Source organism: Dactylosporangium maewongense (assembly GCF_039531485.1).
Lineage (GTDB): Bacteria > Actinomycetota > Actinomycetes > Mycobacteriales > Micromonosporaceae > Dactylosporangium > Dactylosporangium maewongense.
In genome coordinates this window covers 26702-42641 of the sequence record NZ_BAAAQD010000057.1, presented here as the reverse complement: position 1 = coordinate 42641, position 15940 = coordinate 26702, and the positions used below count along the sequence as shown (strand labels likewise).

15 protein-coding genes are annotated in these 15940 nt (G+C 70.7%); 12 read left to right on the top strand and 3 right to left on the bottom strand.

Annotated features, from left to right (window positions below; all coding sequences use genetic code 11):
* From ABD332_RS58335 to ABD332_RS58325, 3 genes are all read left to right on the top strand, one after another.
* A partial coding sequence (locus tag ABD332_RS58335; RefSeq protein ID WP_344515529.1) for a carbohydrate-binding protein occupies positions 1-778 on the top strand: 778 nt, incomplete at its 5' end.
* A 77-nt stretch (positions 779-855) separates the two neighbouring features.
* Positions 856-2553, top strand: a complete 1698-nt coding sequence (locus tag ABD332_RS58330) for a ThuA domain-containing protein (protein ID WP_344515527.1) — start codon at positions 856-858, stop codon at positions 2551-2553.
* 72 nt (positions 2554-2625) lie between these two features.
* Complete coding sequence (locus ABD332_RS58325; protein WP_344515525.1) at positions 2626-5019, top strand: ricin-type beta-trefoil lectin domain protein; 2394 nt, start codon at positions 2626-2628, stop codon at positions 5017-5019.
* Between the two features lie 24 nt (positions 5020-5043).
* On the opposite strand, the gene ABD332_RS58320 is transcribed toward ABD332_RS58325, so the two are convergent.
* The gene (locus ABD332_RS58320) at positions 5044-5814 is read right to left on the bottom strand and encodes a FadR/GntR family transcriptional regulator (protein ID WP_344515523.1); all 771 of its coding nucleotides are present in this window, start codon (positions 5812-5814) and stop codon (positions 5044-5046) included.
* A 177-nt stretch (positions 5815-5991) separates the two neighbouring features.
* On the opposite strand from ABD332_RS58320, the gene ABD332_RS58315 reads away from it, so the two are divergent.
* The 5 genes from ABD332_RS58315 to ABD332_RS58295 all read left to right on the top strand — a co-directional run bounded on the left by ABD332_RS58315 (position 5992) and on the right by ABD332_RS58295 (position 11333).
* Positions 5992-7353 (top strand): ABC transporter substrate-binding protein, encoded by a 1362-nt coding sequence (locus ABD332_RS58315; protein ID WP_344515522.1) that lies wholly within the window; start codon positions 5992-5994, stop codon positions 7351-7353.
* Entirely contained in the window at positions 7350-8264 is a 915-nt protein-coding gene (locus ABD332_RS58310; RefSeq protein WP_344515520.1) for a carbohydrate ABC transporter permease, read from the top strand. Before ABD332_RS58315 ends, ABD332_RS58310 begins: the two co-directional genes overlap by 4 nt.
* Positions 8265-8268: 4 nt before the next feature.
* A complete protein-coding gene (locus ABD332_RS58305) occupies positions 8269-9204 on the top strand; it encodes a carbohydrate ABC transporter permease (RefSeq protein ID WP_344515518.1) in 936 nt (311 codons plus the stop codon).
* Between the two features lie 28 nt (positions 9205-9232).
* Positions 9233-10399, top strand: coding sequence for a mandelate racemase/muconate lactonizing enzyme family protein (locus ABD332_RS58300; protein WP_344515516.1), 1167 nt, complete (start codon positions 9233-9235; stop codon positions 10397-10399).
* Positions 10400-10562: 163 nt separating this feature from the next.
* A complete protein-coding gene (locus tag ABD332_RS58295) occupies positions 10563-11333 on the top strand; it encodes a FadR/GntR family transcriptional regulator (RefSeq protein WP_344515515.1) in 771 nt (256 codons plus the stop codon).
* A 469-nt stretch (positions 11334-11802) separates the two neighbouring features.
* Here ABD332_RS58295 and ABD332_RS58290 read toward each other — a convergent pair whose 3' ends face one another.
* Positions 11803-13041 (bottom strand): MFS transporter, encoded by a 1239-nt coding sequence (locus ABD332_RS58290; protein WP_344515513.1) that lies wholly within the window; start codon positions 13039-13041, stop codon positions 11803-11805.
* 120 nt (positions 13042-13161) lie between these two features.
* Between ABD332_RS58290 and ABD332_RS58285 the strand changes: the two genes are divergently transcribed.
* Together ABD332_RS58285 and ABD332_RS58280 are read left to right on the top strand one after the other, a co-directional pair.
* Entirely contained in the window at positions 13162-13308 is a 147-nt protein-coding gene (locus ABD332_RS58285; protein WP_344515511.1) for a hypothetical protein, read from the top strand.
* Between the two features lie 125 nt (positions 13309-13433).
* Complete coding sequence (locus tag ABD332_RS58280) at positions 13434-14351, top strand: LPXTG cell wall anchor domain-containing protein (RefSeq protein ID WP_344515509.1); 918 nt, start codon at positions 13434-13436, stop codon at positions 14349-14351.
* A gap of 252 nt (positions 14352-14603) precedes the next feature.
* Here the strand turns inward: ABD332_RS58280 and ABD332_RS58275 are convergent, their stop codons facing one another.
* Positions 14604-14843, bottom strand: coding sequence for a hypothetical protein (locus ABD332_RS58275; protein ID WP_344515507.1), 240 nt, complete (start codon positions 14841-14843; stop codon positions 14604-14606).
* A 5-nt stretch (positions 14844-14848) separates the two neighbouring features.
* Here ABD332_RS58275 and ABD332_RS58270 point away from each other — a divergent pair, with 5 nt between their 5' ends.
* Together ABD332_RS58270 and ABD332_RS58265 are read left to right on the top strand one after the other, a co-directional pair.
* Positions 14849-15190, top strand: coding sequence for a hypothetical protein (locus ABD332_RS58270; protein ID WP_344515506.1), 342 nt, complete (start codon positions 14849-14851; stop codon positions 15188-15190).
* Between the two features lie 161 nt (positions 15191-15351).
* Positions 15352-15912, top strand: coding sequence for an Hsp70 family protein (locus ABD332_RS58265; RefSeq protein ID WP_344515504.1), 561 nt, complete (start codon positions 15352-15354; stop codon positions 15910-15912).
* Positions 15913-15940 lie beyond the last annotated feature (28 nt).

The following is a 15940-nucleotide window of genomic DNA, read 5'->3' as shown; positions in this document are numbered from 1 at the left end:
CAAGCGGCAGGCGGAGCACTTCAAGACGTCGTCGGGCATCAACACGTTCACCAAGACGACCGCCGAGGGCGGCAAGACCGTCGGCGACATCAACAACGGCGACTGGATCCAGTTCGACCCGTACAAGGTGAACAACGCCACCTCCGTCCAGGTGCGTGCCTCGTCCGCGGGATCGGGCGGCACCGTGCAGTTCCGCACCGGCTCGCCGACGGGCACCGTCATCGGCTCCGCCACGATCCCGGTGACGGGCTCGTGGGAGACGTTCACCACCGTCACCGCGGCGATCACCAGCCCGCCGGCCGGCACCACGTCGCTGTACCTCACGTTCGCCGGCAGCGGCACCGGCCTGCTGTTCGACGTCGACAGCTTCACCTTCTCCACCGGCACCCAGCAGTCCGGCGTCGGCCCGGTGAAGGGGCTGGCGGGCAAGTGCCTGGACGTGCGGGGCGGCAGCTCGGCCAACGGCACGCAGATCCAGCTGTACACGTGCTCCGGCGCCGCCGGTCAGACGTGGACGCGCTCCGGGCAGACGCTGCAGGCACTCGGCAAGTGCCTCGACGTCAACGGCGGCGCCACGGCCGACGGCACGAAGGTGCAGCTGTGGACGTGCAACGGCGGCGCCAACCAGACGTGGGCGGCGCAGTCGGACGGCACGCTGCGCAACCCGCAGTCCGGCAAGTGCCTGGACGTGTCCGGCAACAACTCCGCCGACGGCACCGTGGTGCACCTGTGGACGTGCATCAGCGGCGCCGCCAACCAGAAGTGGACCCTGCCCTGACCTGACGGGCCCGGCGCCCGCGCACCCGCGCGGGCGCCGCCGTCACCCCTGCCAGACCCCTGCCAGACGGAGGAACCATGCGCAGACTTCTCGCCGGTGCGGGCGCCGCCATCGCCCTCGCCGCCGGCACCCTCACCTCGGCCTCGCCCGCCGCGGCCGCGGACGCCCCGTACGACGTCCTCGTGTTCTCCAAGACCGCCGGCTTCCGGCACGACTCGATCGGCACCGGCATCCAGGCCATCCGGGACCTGGGCGCGGCCAACAACTTCACGGTCACCGCCACCGAGGACGCCACCCGCTTCACCACCGCGAACCTCGCCCAGTACGAGGCCGTGGTGTTCCTCAGCACCACCGGCGACGTGCTCAACGACACCCAGCAGGCCGCGTTCGAGTCCTACATCCGCGGCGGCGGCGGATACGTCGGCATCCACTCCGCCGCCGACACCGAGTACAGCTGGACCTTCTACGGTCAGCTCGTCGGGGCGTACTTCGCCTCGCATCCGGCGATCCAGCAGGTGAACGTGAAGACCGAGAACCGGGCCCACCCGGCCACGGCGCACCTGGCGCAGACCTGGACCCGCACCGACGAGCTGTACAACTACCAGAGCAACCCGCGCTCCACCGCACGGGTGCTCTCGACGCTGGACGAGTCGTCGTACTCCGGCGGCACGATGGGCGCCGACCACCCGATCACCTGGTGCAAGACCATCGACAGCGGACGGTCGTTCTACACCGGGCTCGGGCACAGCCAGGCGTCCTACAGTGAGACGGCGCTGCGCGCGGAGCTGCTCGGCGGCATCCGCTACGCGGCGAAGCGGGCGAACGCCGACTGCCGGCCCGAGACCGGCTACACCACCCTGTACAACGGCTCCACGACCGGCTGGACCCAGTCGGGCCCCGGCGGTTTCACCAACACCGACGCCACCCTCACCTCGACCGGTGGGCTGGGGCTGCTGTGGTACAGCGCCAAGCAGTACACGTCGTACTCGCTGAAGGCGGACTGGCGGATGACCGGGGACAGCAACTCCGGGATCCAGGTGGGGTTCCCGAATCCCGGCAGCGACCCGAACATCGCCCAGAACCAGGGCTACGAGATCCAGATCGACGCGACCGACACCGACGACCGCACCACCGGCGCGATCTACGGGGTCAAGGCCGCCGACATCGCCGCCCGGGACGCGGCGCTCAACCCGCCGGGGGAGTGGAACACCTTCGAGGTGCTCGTCGAGGGCCAGCGGATCCGGGTGTACCTCAACGGCACGCTGATCAACGACTTCACCAACACCGATCCGAACCGCAACCTCGACGGCTACATCGGCATCCAGAACCACGGCAGCGGGGACACGGTCGCGTTCCGCAACATCCGGATCAAGGAGTCCGGCACCCAGCCGGCCGGCGTCGGCCCCGTCAAGGGCCTGGCGGGCAAGTGTCTGGACGTGCGGGGCGGCAGCTCGGCCAACGGCACGCAGATCCAGCTGTACACCTGCCAGGGCAACGCGGCGCAGACCTGGACCCGCTCCGGTCAGACGCTGCAGGCGCTCGGCAAGTGCCTGGACGTCAACGGCGGCGGCACCGCGAACGGCACGAAGGTGCAGCTGTGGACGTGCAACGGCGGCGGCAACCAGACGTGGGCGGCGCAGTCGGACGGCACGCTGCGCAACCCGCAGTCCGGCAAGTGCCTGGACGTGTCGGGCAACAACTCCGCCGACGGCACGGTGGTGCACCTGTGGACCTGCATCTCCGGTGCGGCGAACCAGAAGTGGACCCTGCCCTGACCTGACCGGCCCGACGTACGAAGGAGCGGCCGGACCCCCGGCCGCTCCCGCACATGCCTGAAGGAGCGCTCCGTGTCCTTGAACCCCTTCCACAGAGCCGCCGCGCTCACCAGAGCCTTCGCGGTGGTCCTCGTCGCCGGCGGCGTCGCGGTCCTCCCGCCGCCCTCCACCGCCGCCGTCATGCAGACGCTGTACGCCGCGCCGGCCGGCTCCGGCACCGCCTGCACCGCCGCCCAGCCCTGCTCGCTGTCGCAGGCGCAGACGTCCGTCAGGGCGAGCGCGCCGGCCATGACGGGCGACATCGTCGTGCAGCTCGCCGGCGGCACGTACTCCCTCGGCGCGCCGCTCACCTTCACCGCCGCCGACTCCGGCACCAACGGCCACACCGTCACCTGGCAGGCCGCCGCCGGGACCCGCCCGATCCTCTCCGGCGCGCGGAAGATCACCGGATGGACCGTGTCCGACACCGCCCGCAACATCTGGCGGGCCGACGTCGGCACCGGCTTCGACAGCCGCCAGCTCTACGTCGACGGCCGCATCGCCACCAGGGCCCGCACCCAGGTCAACCGCGCGGACTTCACCGCCTCGACGACCGGGCTCAGCTTCACCACCGGGGCGCTGTCCTACCTCAACAACCTCGCCGCCAAGAGCCGGGCCGAGCTGGAGTCGGTCGACTCGTTCACCGACCGGTACGTGCCCGTGCAGACGATCGCCAACAACACGCTCACCATGCAGCAGCCCGCGTGGAACAACAACACCTGGGGCTACGACACGATCACCAGGCCGTTCCGCGGCGGACCGATGTACCTGGTGAACGCCCGGGAGTTCCTGGACGCCGAGGGGGAGTGGTACCTCGACACGACCGCCGGTGCCCTCTATTACAAGCCGCTGTCCGGGCAGAGCATGGCCACCGCCGACGTCCAGCTGCCGCGGCTGGAGTCGCTGCTGCGCGTCGGCGGCACCTACGCGTCGCCGGCCCACCATCTGACCTTCTCCGGTCTGCAGTTCTCCGGCACCAGCTGGCTGCAGCCCAGCAGCGGCCAGGGCTACGCCGACCAGCAGACCGGCGCGTACATGTACGGCACCTGGAACCGTCCGGGCGACGCGCTCACCTCCTGCCAGTCGGGCTGCCAGCTCTTCGAGGCGACCCGCCCCGCGTGGCGGCAGATGCCCGCCGCGGTGCAGGTGTCCGCCGCGAACACGGTGTCCTTCACCGGCAACCGGTTCACCAACCTCGGCCAGGTCGGTCTCGGCATCGGCAACGACGCCAACGCGCATGCCACCGGCGTCGGGCTCGGCGCCCGCGACATCACGGTGACCGGCAACACGTTCGAGTACCTCTCGGCCGGCGCCGTCATCGCCGGCGGCGTCCAGGCCGACGCGCACCATCCCAGCGACAGCCGGATGACCAACAGCAACATCACCGTGAGCAACAACGTCGTGCACGACGTCGCGTCGGAGTACCGCAGCCACGTCGGGCTGCTCATGACGTACACCGCCGGCTCGACGATGGCGCACAACGAGCTGTACAACCTGCCCTACTCCGGGATCGCCCTGGGCTACGGGTGGGGCGCCAACGACCCGGGCGGTAGCCAGGACTACACGGACCGGGGACTGTACAACTACCAGCCCCGGTACACCACGCCCACCGTCGCGGCGAACAACCGGGTCACGGCCAACTTCGTGCACGACGTGGTCCAGCAGATGACGGACGCCGGCGCGTTCTACCACCTGTCGGCGAGCCCCGGCACGACGGTCAACGAGAACTACTTCCGCAACAGCAACGGCTGGCTCGGCCTGTACTTCGACGAGGGCTCGCGCTACGTCTCCGCGGCGAACAACGTCTTCGACAACACCGGTACCTGGGCGTACACCCAGGAGTGGGCGAACAACAACACCGGCAACCTGACGTTGACCGGCAACTGGACCACGAACAACGGCAGCAACGTCAAGACCGGGACCCGGGGCAACACCAACAGCGGCACGGTCGTGGTGAGCGGCGGCAACTGGCCGAGCGGGGCACGGGCGGTCATGGCCGCCGCCGGTGTTCAGGGCACCCAGCAGCCGACGGACACCTTCGCGCTGCGTGGCACGGCGTCCGGCCGGTGTCTGGACATCGCCGGAGCGTCGCAGGCCAACGGCGCCCTCGCGCAGATCTGGGACTGCCACGGCGGCACGAACCAGCGGCTCACGCTGACCACGGCGGGTGAGCTGCGGCTGTACAACGGCGGCAAGTGCCTCGACGTGCTGGGCCGCGGCACCGCGAACGGCACCGCCGTGGAGATCTGGGACTGCAACGGCCAGACCAACCAGCAGTTCCGGCTCAACGGCGACGGCAGCGTCACGGCGGTCGGGGCGAACAAGTGCCTGGACGTCAGCGCCGCGGGCACCGCGAACGGTACGAAGGTCCAGATCTGGGACTGTCTCGGCGCCACCAACCAGCAGTGGAGCCGGGTCACGTCGTAGCTGCGCGGCCGCGGGCCGGGTGGTTCACCGCTGCAGCCGCAGCGCGCCGCCCGGCCCGTCACGGCGGGCCAGCCAGGCGTCGGTGATGTGCGCGAACATCGCCGCCGCGGCGCCGCCCGGGTCGTGCGCGGCGATGCACTCGTACACGCGCCGATGGCCCAGGTTCGACGCCACGCACAGGGCCCGCTCGGTGCGCCCCACGTACCGCGCGGTGTGGATGACCTGACTCTGCAGCGCCTTCACCACCCCGCGGGCGATGCGGTTGCCGGATGCGTGCATGACGATGTCGTGGAAGGCGCGGTCGTGCTCCTCGTACGTAACGTGGTCGTCGACGAGCTCGTCCATGCGGTCCACGAGCGAGCGGAGCCGGTCGACGGAGTCCTGGTCGGCGCGCCGGGCGGCGACGCCGGCCATGTCGGACTCCAGCAGCCGCCGGGTGACGACGACGTCGTCGAGGACGCCGAGCGTGTCGTCCCCGGCGATGCTCGCGGCGAGCACGAGCTCGTCGAGCATGTTCCACGCGCCGGGCGGTGTGACGATGGTGCCGCTGCCCTGGCGGACCTGTACGAGCCCCTTCTCCTGCAGCAGCTTCACCGCCTCCCGGACCACGGTGCGGCTCACCGAGAACATCTCGCACAGCGCTGGCTCGGGCGGCAGCGGCGTGCCCGGCAGGTGCAGTCCGCGCACGATCCGACTCACCAGTTCGGCGGTGATGGCCCGGGCCAGGTTCGCCGGCCGCCGCTTCCAGGCCGGCGACGGCGCGGCCGTCTGCGATCCCGTCCGTGTTCCCGTCATCGCGCCTCCCGACCTCCGTGGCGCGCTGGACGCGACGCCGCCCAAGCATACGGAACTGATGACGTCAGACGTAATACGAATATGTTACAGGCGCTTGCAGACGTCATACGTATGCCCTATGTTGTGGGCGCGATGCATCGGTGCTCCTCACAGTCTTCGACAACAAGGGACACGAACATGGTCGGAAAGGCACAGCACGGACACCCCCGGCGGTGGGTCGGTGCGGCGGCGTTGGCCCTCACCCTCACCCTCACCGTTTCCGGCTGCGGCAGCGACAGCGGCACCACCACCGGCTCCTACGGATTCCCCCAGGCCGCACAGGACGACAAGGCGAAGATCACGGTGTGGGTCGACGCCGACCGGTCCTCGGCGGTCGACGCCTTCAAGAAGGCCAACCCCGACGTGCAGCTGGAAGCCGTCACCTACGACGGGTCGGCGAACGGGTCCAACTCGTTCCGCACCAAGATGCAGCTGTTCGACCGCGCCGGCAGCGGCTGGCCCGACGTGGTCTTCTCCACCCAGAACAACGACGCGGCCTGGGCCAGCCAGCGCAGCAACGGCAAGCAGGCCTTCGCCGCCGTGCTCGACCAGGGCCTCGTCGCCAAGGAGACCCTGGACCGGTTCACCGCCGGCGCGCTCAACCCGTGCACCGTCGAGGGCAAGGTGTACTGCCTGCGCAACGACCTCGCCCAGGTGGTGCTCTGGCACAACAAGGCGCTGCTGGACCAGTTCGGCTACACCCTGCCGGCCACCTGGGAGGACTACCAGGCCCTCGGCGAGAAAGTGGCCCGCGAACACCCCGGCTACATCGTGGGCGCCGCCGGTGACGCGTTCACCCCCGAGATCTACCTCTGGAGCAGCAAGTGCCAGGCCAACGGCATCACCGGCCCGAAGACGGTGACCGTCAACACCGGCACCACGGAGTGCAAGCGCGCCGCCTCGATGCTCGACACCCTCATCAAGAACGGCACGGTGCCCACCGTCAGCGTGTTCTCGCCCGAGTTCGTCAAGACCTACGCGGACAAGGTGCTGCTGATGCCCGGCCCCGCCTGGTACGCCGGCGCCATCTTCAACAACCCACAGTCGCTCAACGTCCCGAAGGGCCGGCTCGGCGTGGCCGCGCCACTGGCGTGGAAAGGTGAGGAGGTGGCGACCGGCAACGTCGGCGGCGGCACCTGGTTCATCAGCAGCCACTCCAAGAACCTCAAGGCCGCCCGGAAGTTCGCCGAGTTCGTCACCACGGCCGACGACTACCAGGTGAACGTCGCTCCGGGGTACCCCGCATACGCGCCCGCCGCCGACAAGTGGATCAAGAAGCAGGAGTCGAGCGGGTACTACGCCACCGACCTGCAGGCGATGGTCAAGGCGGGGCCGCAGATCTGGGGCGGATGGGGCTCCGGCATCTTCAGCCAGGAGGCCATCTGGGCCAAGACCGTCACCCCCGCGATCGTCAGCGGCAAGAGCCTGGTCGGACTGCTCCCCGAATGGCAGACCGCGATCAAGAACCAGGCCCAGGTCGACGGCTACACCGTCACGTGACGACCGCATCCGAGGCCGCCCGCCGACCGGGCGGGCGGCCCCGCCTCACGGAGCACCGCAGCGCGGTCAGCTACGCCTTCGTCGCGCTCTACGCCGTGCTCGCGGTCGCCTTCGGTATCCTGCCGGCCGGCTACGCCCTCTACCTCGCGTTCACCGACGGCGGCGGCGCCTTCGCCGGCATCACCAACTTCACCAAGGTCGTCGGGGACTTCCGGTTCCTGCCCGCCGTCGGGCACGTCGCCTGGTACCTGACGATCTGGCTGGTCTCGCTGGTGGTCCTGGTGACGTTCCTGGCGATCGTGGTGCACGCCGTCGGCGCCCGCTGGCTGAGTCGCACCCTGCGGCTGGTGTTCTACCTGCCGGGTGCGGTCGCCGGCGCCTCCAGCGTGCTGCTGTGGCTGTTCGTGCTCGACCCGACCGCCAGCCCGGTCGGGGGGCTGCTGCGGCTGTTCGGGTTCGACAGCTTCAACCAGGTCATCGCGCCCGCGCACCTGCCACCCATCTTCGCCGTCATCGCGTTCTGGACCGGCGCCGGCGGCTGGATCGTCATCATGTACGGCGCGCTCAACAACATCAGCGCCGAGGTGATCGAGGCGGCGCGCATCGACGGCGCCGGGCCGGTGCAGATCGCCTGGCGCATCCAGCTGCCGCTGCTGCGCAAGTGGATCTCGTACATGGGCATCATGTCGCTCGCCGCCGGCACGCAGCTGTTCGTCGAGCCGCAGCTGCTGTCGCAGGCCAGCAACGCGGTCGTGCCCAACGACTACTCGCTCAACCAGCTCGCCTACCTGTACGCCTTCCAGCAGAACGACTTCAACGCCGCGGCCGCCATCTCGCTGCTGCTGCTCGTCTTCGCCCTCGCGCTGTCGGCCGTCTTCGTGACGCGCGGCGGGCTGTTCGAAAGGGACTGAGCCGATGTCGACAGTGCTCACCCGGCGCCCGCAGCAGGTGCCGGCCGGACCGTCCAAGGGCCACCGCGCCGGCGCCGGCGGCACCGCGGGCCGCGCGCTCGTCGCGGTCGTGCTCACCGTCTTCGTGCTGTTCTTCGCCATCCCGATCGTCTGGCTGCTGCTGGCCACCACGAAGTCGGCGCACGAACTGCTCGTCGGCAGCCCGTTCCTGCCCGGGACGCCGGGCGACCTGGCCGCCAACTGGCGGCAGCTGTTCGACTTCCAGGACGGTGCGGTGACCGCGTGGGTCGGCAACTCCGCGCTGTACGCGGTGGGCGCCCTGGCGATCACGCTCGTCGCGAGCATCCCGGCCGGCTACGCCATGGCGATGACGGACTTCCGGTTCCGCCGGTCGCTGCTGGTGCTGACGCTGATCGTCATGCTCATCCCGAACACCGCTCTGGTGCTGCCGATCTTCCTCGAGCTCAACGTGGTGGGGCTGATCGGCAGCCCGCTGTCGGTGATCCTGCCCATGTCGTTCTTCCCGTTCGGGGTGTACCTCGCCTACATCTACTTCTCCACCAGCGTCCCGCGGGACCTGCTCGCCGCCGCCCGCATCGACGGATGCTCGGAGCTCGAGGTGTTCACCAAGGTCGCGCTGCCGCTGGCGACGCCGATCGTCGCCCTGGTCGCCTTCTTCAGCTTCGTGCAGAGCTGGAACAACTTCTTCCTGCCCTTCGTGATGCTGCCGTCCAGCGACGGCTACCCGGTCCAGGTCGGCCTGACGTCGCTGCTCGCCTCGACACCCGCGTTCAACCCCAGCTCCGCCGGCGCCCAGTCGGTGCAGCTGCCGACGCTCGCCCTGGCGACCGTCGTGTCCGTGCTGCCGGTGCTGATCGTCTTCGTGTCCGCCCAGCGGTTCCTGGTCGCGGGCATGACGGCGGGCGGCACCAAAGAGTGAAACCGAACCACGCCGAGAAGGAGCACGTGTGAAAGTCACCGGATACCGCAGCCTGACGACGAAGCACGACTGGGGGCGGCTGATCGGCGATGCCAACGGGGTGATGTCGGAGCCGCGTACCGACGTGCATGTGCTGATCCTGGAGACCGACGCCGGGCTGGAGGGCGTCGGGCTCGGCCAGCACGGTGACATCGGCCGGGTCTTCGGCGCCGTGGAAGGCGAGGACCCGCGGGCCGTCTCCGCCCTGTACGACCGGATGCTGAACTGGGTGTTCAAGACCGGGCACGCGGGTGCGACGTTCGGTGCCGTCGGCGCGATCGACATGGCGCTGTGGGACCTCAAGGCGAAGGCCGCCGGCGAGCCGCTGTGGCGCACCCTGGGCGCGCTGGACCGGTTCGTGCCCGGCTACGCCTCCGGGCTGGACATCGCCCTGGACGACGACGCCCTGATGCGCCTCTACGAGGGGTTCGCCGACCGGGGGTTCAGCGCCGCCAAGCTCAAGGGCGGCCACGACGTGCAGCGGGACCTGCGCCGGCTGGAAGGGCTGCACGAGGTGCTGCGGCGCAACTCGGCGCAGCCCGCCCTCATGTTCGACGCGAACGAGTCATGGAACCGCGCGCAGGCGGTGCGGTTCGTGACCGCCCTGGAACGCGGCGTCGACCTCACCTGGGTCGAGGAGCCCGTGCGCCGCTGGGACGCCGCCGGGCTCGCCGCGGTCCGCCGCGGCATCCGGGCCGCCGTGGCCACCGGGGAGAACCTGACGGGGCTGGAGCAGTACCGGCCGCTGCTGGACGCCGACGCCGTCGACATCGTCCAGGTCGGCAACGTCTGGGGGATCACCCACTTCCTGCGGGTGGCCGCCCTCGCGCACGGGCACGACCTGCCGGTCAGCGCGGTCGCCTACCACGCCAACCCGACGGCGCACGCCGCCGCGGCCGTGCCCAACCACCTGGCCTTCGAGGTGCAGGACGTCTCCTCACCGATCGGCCTCACCGTCGACCAGCAGTACGAGGACGGCGGCATCGTGCTCGGCGACGAGCCCGGCCTGGGCATCCTCGTCGACGAGGCGAGCATCGTCGACCTGCAGGTCACGAGCCCGCCGGTCGTGGTCGACGGACCGCACGTCCGGCCGTCCCGCGCCGGGCTGCGGCTGACCCCGGAGGCCGGCCGCGAGGCCGACCGGGTGGGCCGGTGAACGCACCGCCGCAGACCGATCGGACGCTACGTGACGTGCCCATCACCGACCGCTCGGTTTCGGGCACGCGGAAACGGCGAGCGGGACGTCACATCTGCCCGCGTCGCTCGGTAGACTCTGGCCGACCCGCAGCACGTGACCGCGGTGGGTCGGCGGAGGGCACATGACAACATCACAGCAATCGACCGTGGACGGTTCACCACCTCCCGGATGGGTTCGAGGGCCCGCCAGCCTCGCGAAGGCGCTCACCGCCGAACTGGTGGAGCGCATCGTCGGCGGGACCTATGAGCCGGGCAGCGCGCTGCCTCCGGAGCCTGTGCTGTGCGAGACGTACTCCGTCAGCCGGACCGTGGTGCGCGAGAGTGTGAAGCTCCTGCAGGAGAAGCGGCTGGTCCAGGTCCGGCAGGGCAGCGGCACGGTCGTCAACCCGCCGGCGATGTGGGACCTGCTGGACGAGCTGGTGCTCGCCGCCTCGATCGCCGTGGACGAGGATCTGGCGGTCCTCGACGACGTGGTGGTGACCCGCCGGCTCCTGGAGTCCGACATGGCGAACGTCGCCGCCCGGCTGGCCGACGCGCAGGCCCTGCAGCGGATGCTCGCGTGCGTGGAGCACATGGACAAGACCGTCGACGACGCCGACACGTTCCACGAGCACGACGCCGCCTTCCACGACGTCATCATGCAGACGTCGGGGAACCGCATCGGCCGGGCCGTGGTGCGGTCGCTGCAGCACCAGGTCTCCAACATCGACCGCTACGTGGGCAGGACGGACCGCCCGCTGCGGGAGGAGGCCAACCGCGGCCACCGGCGCATCTACGAACGCATCGCCGCGCGGGACGCGGCGGGCGCGGCGGAGGCGATGTTCGCGCACATCACCGACGCGTGGCTGGTCCGGCGCGGCGAAGGCGCGGATCCTGGCCGGCTGCACCGGTAGCGGCACCTCGACGGCGGCCGTTGCCGTGCCGCGATCCTCCAGCCCGGCGTCGCCCGCAGGGTCGCGGGTGACGGTGGCGGCCCGGCCCATCGGCCGGGCGGCACGGTCCACGCCGGCTCGGTGCCTGATCATCATCGACGCTCTTCCGTCAGTGCTGTCGGCCGGCCGCGTGGCCGTCGCGATGATGCGGCGGCAACGAGCGGGCGGATTTCTGAAGGGGCGGGCCACGCGTTTCCAATGTGCGTGAAAGGCAGAACCGAGTCAAGGGATCGCTGGTCTCCCGTTTCCACATGCATTGTTCATCGGCGTATGCCGACTCTTTCACCATCCCACGGATAACGAAAATTGCGTGCGTATCTGTCCCTTCAAACTTGCATCGCCGAAAGTGTTTTCAGGAATATGCCCCGTCGTCGCGCCGGCCGGGACGGCGCTGCGGCCGGCGAGGATCGTCTCGGTGTGGATGGCGGGGTCATCGCGCCGCTCCCGCGCCACGAAGGGTGCGTGCGCGTCCGGCCAGCACGCCGGCGACGAGCTTGGCGGCGGTGAAGAAGAACAGCAGGGCGAACGGCCAGCGCCAGCCGCCGGTGCCGTCGTGCAGCAGACCGACCAGGAGCGGGCCGGTGGTCGCCAGGAGGTACCCGACGCACTGCGCCATCGCCGACAGGCTGATCGACTCGGCGGCGCTGCCGGCGCGGGCCATGGTGAAGTAGAGCGCGAGCCCCATCACGCCGCCCTGTCCCAGCCCGAGCAGCCCGGTCCACAGCGCGGCGGTGCTGAGCGGGGCCGCGACCGCACCGGCGAGTCCCACCGCACAGATCGTCACTCCGGCGACCGCCAGGACCCGCTGATCGGCTCGCCGCTGCGCGAGCATCGGCGTGATCAGCGCGGTCACCAGACCGCCGATGCTGAGCATCGACACGAGCAGGCCGGCCTGTCCCGGGGTCGCGCCCCGGTCGCGGAAGAAGCTCGGCAGCCAGGACAGGGTGCTGTAGTAGATGAGGCTCTGCAGTCCCATGAACGCCGCGACCTGCCAGGCGAGCGCCGACCGGTAGACGGCCGGTGCTTTCCCCGCGTCTCCCGGCGCGGTCCCGGCGGGCCGGGACCACTGCGGCAGCCACGCGAGCAGGGCCGCCACCGCCGGCAGGCACCAGACGCCGAGCGTCACGAGCCACGAGCCGCCGGACGCCTCGAACAGCGGCACACTGGCGGCGGAGCCGACCATGGCGCCGATGTACAGCGCGAACAGGTACAGCCCGAGCAGCAGCCCGGTCCGCCGCGGCTGGCGTCGCCTGATCATGCTGGTCAGCAGGACGCTCATGACGGCGATGGCACCGGCGGACATGGCGGTAGCGGCGAACAGCGCGATGCCGGGGAAGGCTGCCCGCGCGGCCAGCGCACCGGCCAGCACGAGCAGTGCCACGGCGAGCGTGCGCTCCTCGCCGTAGCGCCGCCCGAACGACGCGGCGACCGGCGCGAACACGCCGAACGCCAGGACGGGGATGGTGGCGACGACGGTGACGGCCGTCAGCGACAGGTGTAGATGGGTCTGCATCTCGGGGAAGATCGGCGGCAGGCTGGTGACAGCGGGACGCAGGTTGCAGGCCAGCAGCACCACACCGCAGCTGAGCAGCAGCAGATCCCGCCGGTCCGCGGCACGATCACGGGCAGCTGCCTCTTGCTGCGGTTCGCGGATCCGACCCGGTTTCATCGATGCATTGTTCCAGTGCGTGACGGACCCGCAACGCGATTCACCCAGTCACATCTTGTATCAGGCGCGGCCGGGAGGTGGGCCCCGCGAAGAATTCGACGTGCCTCTATGCCGGGCGGCATGCCGAATGCAGGGGCCGCGGGCGTCACCGTCCTGCTGTGGGCACTCGGCTGCGCGTCGCTCTACCTCGTCGTCCGGGCAGCGGTCCGCGCCGGCATCGAGGACGCCTGGAAGCGACGCGCACAGCGCGAGAACACGAAGCCGTAGACACCCGCGGCCGCTGCCGCCGAGCGAGCGCTTCGGGCGCGTCGCCAGCGTGCGGAATTCGGGGCAGCTGGATGGCTGGCGGGGGCATATGCTGCCGCGGCAACCCGGATCGCATAAGGAGAACTGTGAGCAGCGCTCATCCCCTCAGGCGGCTTCTGCTGTCCACGGCCGCCCTTGTCGCCGGTGGCATCGCGTCGGTCGCCCTCGTCGCGCCCAGCCCTGCCATGGCGGCGTCCCTGCCCGACCTGCGGGTCACCATCGCTGTCGCCCCGGTCAAGGCGACCTACGCCGTCGGTGACGCCATCACCACCACGTTCACCGTCGTGAACGCCGGCACGGCCACCGCCAAGAACGCCCGTATCGAAGGCGGTAACGAGGAAGGCGTCGACCGCAAGACCGACGAGCCGAGCGACCAGTTCGACCTCGCGCCGGGCGAGAGCCGCTCCATCGCCTGGGCCGGCACGATCGACCAGGCCGCGGCCGTGGATGGCTCCGCACACGGCGGCTGGTCGTTCACCAACGACGCGGGTGAGGCCAACCCCGCCGACAACATGGGCACGTTCCGCGTCGACGTGCCCGGCTCCACGGGCGTGCTGAGCGGCAAGGTCTACGTCGACGTGAAGGGCGACCACGACAGCACCCAGCCCGGGCTCGCCGGCGTCACCCTCACCGTCACCGACTCCAAGGGCAAGACCGCCGGCACGGTCAAGACGGGCACCGACGGCGCGTTCACCATGACGCTGCCGGCCGGCGTCTACGTGCTGAGCGTCGCCGGCTGGCAGGTCGAAGGCGAGAACTCCGCGAACGCCAAGGTCCTCGGCGGCCAGACGGCCGACCTCGCCCTTCCCCTGCTCCCCGGCGGCAACCAGCCCGAGCCCAGCCGCACCGCCACCCCGGCGCCGTCCAGCTCAGCTCCTGGGCTCCCGGTGACCGGCAGCAAGACCGGACCCACGCTCCTCGTCGGCGCCGCCGTGATCGCCATCGGCGCCGTCGCGTTCTTCGTGGGCCGGCGCCGGCGCCGCCGGTTCGTCCTCCCCGACTGAAGTTCCTGAGGTGCACCCGCCGACCGGCGCCACGTTCGGGCCGGTCGGCGAGTCGTGGATCACGTTCGGGGGCGGGGCCGACCCGGGCCGCGACAGAGTCGGTGCCGATGCAACCGCGTACCGAACTCGTCGCCACGTTCGCCCTGGCCACCCTGGCCTTCATCGTCGTCACCGGTGAGACCACGCCGATCGGGCTGATCAGCGACATCGCCGCGGGCGTCGGCACCAGCGAGAGCCGGGTCGGACTGACGGTCAACTGGTGCGCCCTCGTCGCGGGCGGCACCGCGGTCCCGCTGACGCGGCCAGCGCGGCGGCGAACTCGCGGAGCAGGTCGTGCATCGCGTACCGGCCCGGGCGCACGGTGCTGAGCAGGTTCGCGTCGGTCAGCCGGACCAGCAGGGGCGCCACCTCCGCCGCCGGCAGGCGACTGGCGGCGGCGCCGACCTCGCCGTCGAGCTCGGCCGCCGGCAGCAGGCCGAGCAGCCGGAACACCTGCGGTGACGTTGTTGCCGATGATCGGTAGGTGCGTCGAGATCGTCGGTGGCGAGCTGGGAGCGCAGCACGGCAACTGGCTCGAGAGTGCGGACGACCGCCGGCTGGTCATTACGGATGTCGCACGGCGGTGGCATCGACTGGACGACGGGACGAAGGCGCGCTTCGGCCTGGACTGGAAAGCATCGGTGGCCGGGTTCACCACTGCGTATGTGGACGATGTCGAGGGAGAAGAGGCTGTTCAAGCCGAATATGAGCAGCGGCAGTATGAGATCACCATGGCGTTGATCTGGCATCGGCACGCCGCGCGGCTCAGGGCCGACGACACGGTACCGGGGTGCTCCTGATCCAGCGTGCAATCCGCCACGGGTTCCGGGCGTCTGGCGCCGACGGCTCGCCAACAGGGCTGATTCGAACCAGGCGGCGTCGGGCCGAGCGGTCATGCCGGTCGCATTGAGAACAATCGGTGTCGCTGGGTGTGACCACCAGGTCACACGGTCAAGATTCGATGCGTAAAGTGGAGCTGGTCGCGGCGCTGCTGCGGGTGGCGCTCGCGGCCGCGGCGCAGGCCGCGGGCTCGCGGGCTGCTGTGCTGCGGGTCGTGACCGCCGGTTCGTGGGGCCCGCGCCGGCGGGCCGCGCTGCGCACCGCGCTGCAACGGGCCGGGGCGGGCGACGCGGAGCTGGTGGCCGCGCCGGTCGCGGTGGGCTGGCACCTGCTCGCCGGTGGTGCCGAGCTGGCGGAGCGGGCGTTCGTGGTGTGCGACCTGGGTGCCGGGTTCACCGCGACGGTGCTGGCCGGGACGGGTGGCGGGTTCGACGTCCTCGCCAGTGTCGACGCCGCGGACGGTGGTGGTGACGCGCTGGACGCGGCGGTCGCGGAGTTCCTGGCGCCGTCCGGCGGGGCGGCGGAGCTGCTGGTGCCGGCCAGGCTGGCGAAGGAGGCGCTGTCGGTGACCCAGACGGCGCTGGTGCCGGGCCCGTCGGGGGAGCAGATCGTGTTCGGGTTGCCACAGCTGCGGCAGGCGGCCGCCGGGGTGGTGGACGCGGCCGTCGCCGCGGCGGTGTAGGCGGTCGAGGCCGCTGACGTCAGGTCGC

What these genes read in the sequence shown, in the direction of transcription:
- ABD332_RS58330 (WP_344515527.1), top strand. Translation starts at nt 856, where the DNA reads ATGCGCAGACTTCTCGCCGGTGCGGGCGCCGCCATCGCCCTCGCCGCC.
- ABD332_RS58320 (WP_344515523.1), bottom strand. Translation starts at nt 5,814, where the DNA reads ATGACGGGAACACGGACGGGATCGCAGACGGCCGCGCCGTCGCCGGCC.
- ABD332_RS58315 (WP_344515522.1), top strand. Translation starts at nt 5,992, where the DNA reads ATGGTCGGAAAGGCACAGCACGGACACCCCCGGCGGTGGGTCGGTGCG.
- ABD332_RS58305 (WP_344515518.1), top strand. Translation starts at nt 8,269, where the DNA reads ATGTCGACAGTGCTCACCCGGCGCCCGCAGCAGGTGCCGGCCGGACCG.
- ABD332_RS58295 (WP_344515515.1), top strand. Translation starts at nt 10,563, where the DNA reads ATGACAACATCACAGCAATCGACCGTGGACGGTTCACCACCTCCCGGA.
- ABD332_RS58290 (WP_344515513.1), bottom strand. Translation starts at nt 13,041, where the DNA reads ATGAAACCGGGTCGGATCCGCGAACCGCAGCAAGAGGCAGCTGCCCGT.
- ABD332_RS58285 (WP_344515511.1), top strand. Translation starts at nt 13,162, where the DNA reads ATGCCGAATGCAGGGGCCGCGGGCGTCACCGTCCTGCTGTGGGCACTC.
- ABD332_RS58265 (WP_344515504.1), top strand. Translation starts at nt 15,352, where the DNA reads ATGCGTAAAGTGGAGCTGGTCGCGGCGCTGCTGCGGGTGGCGCTCGCG.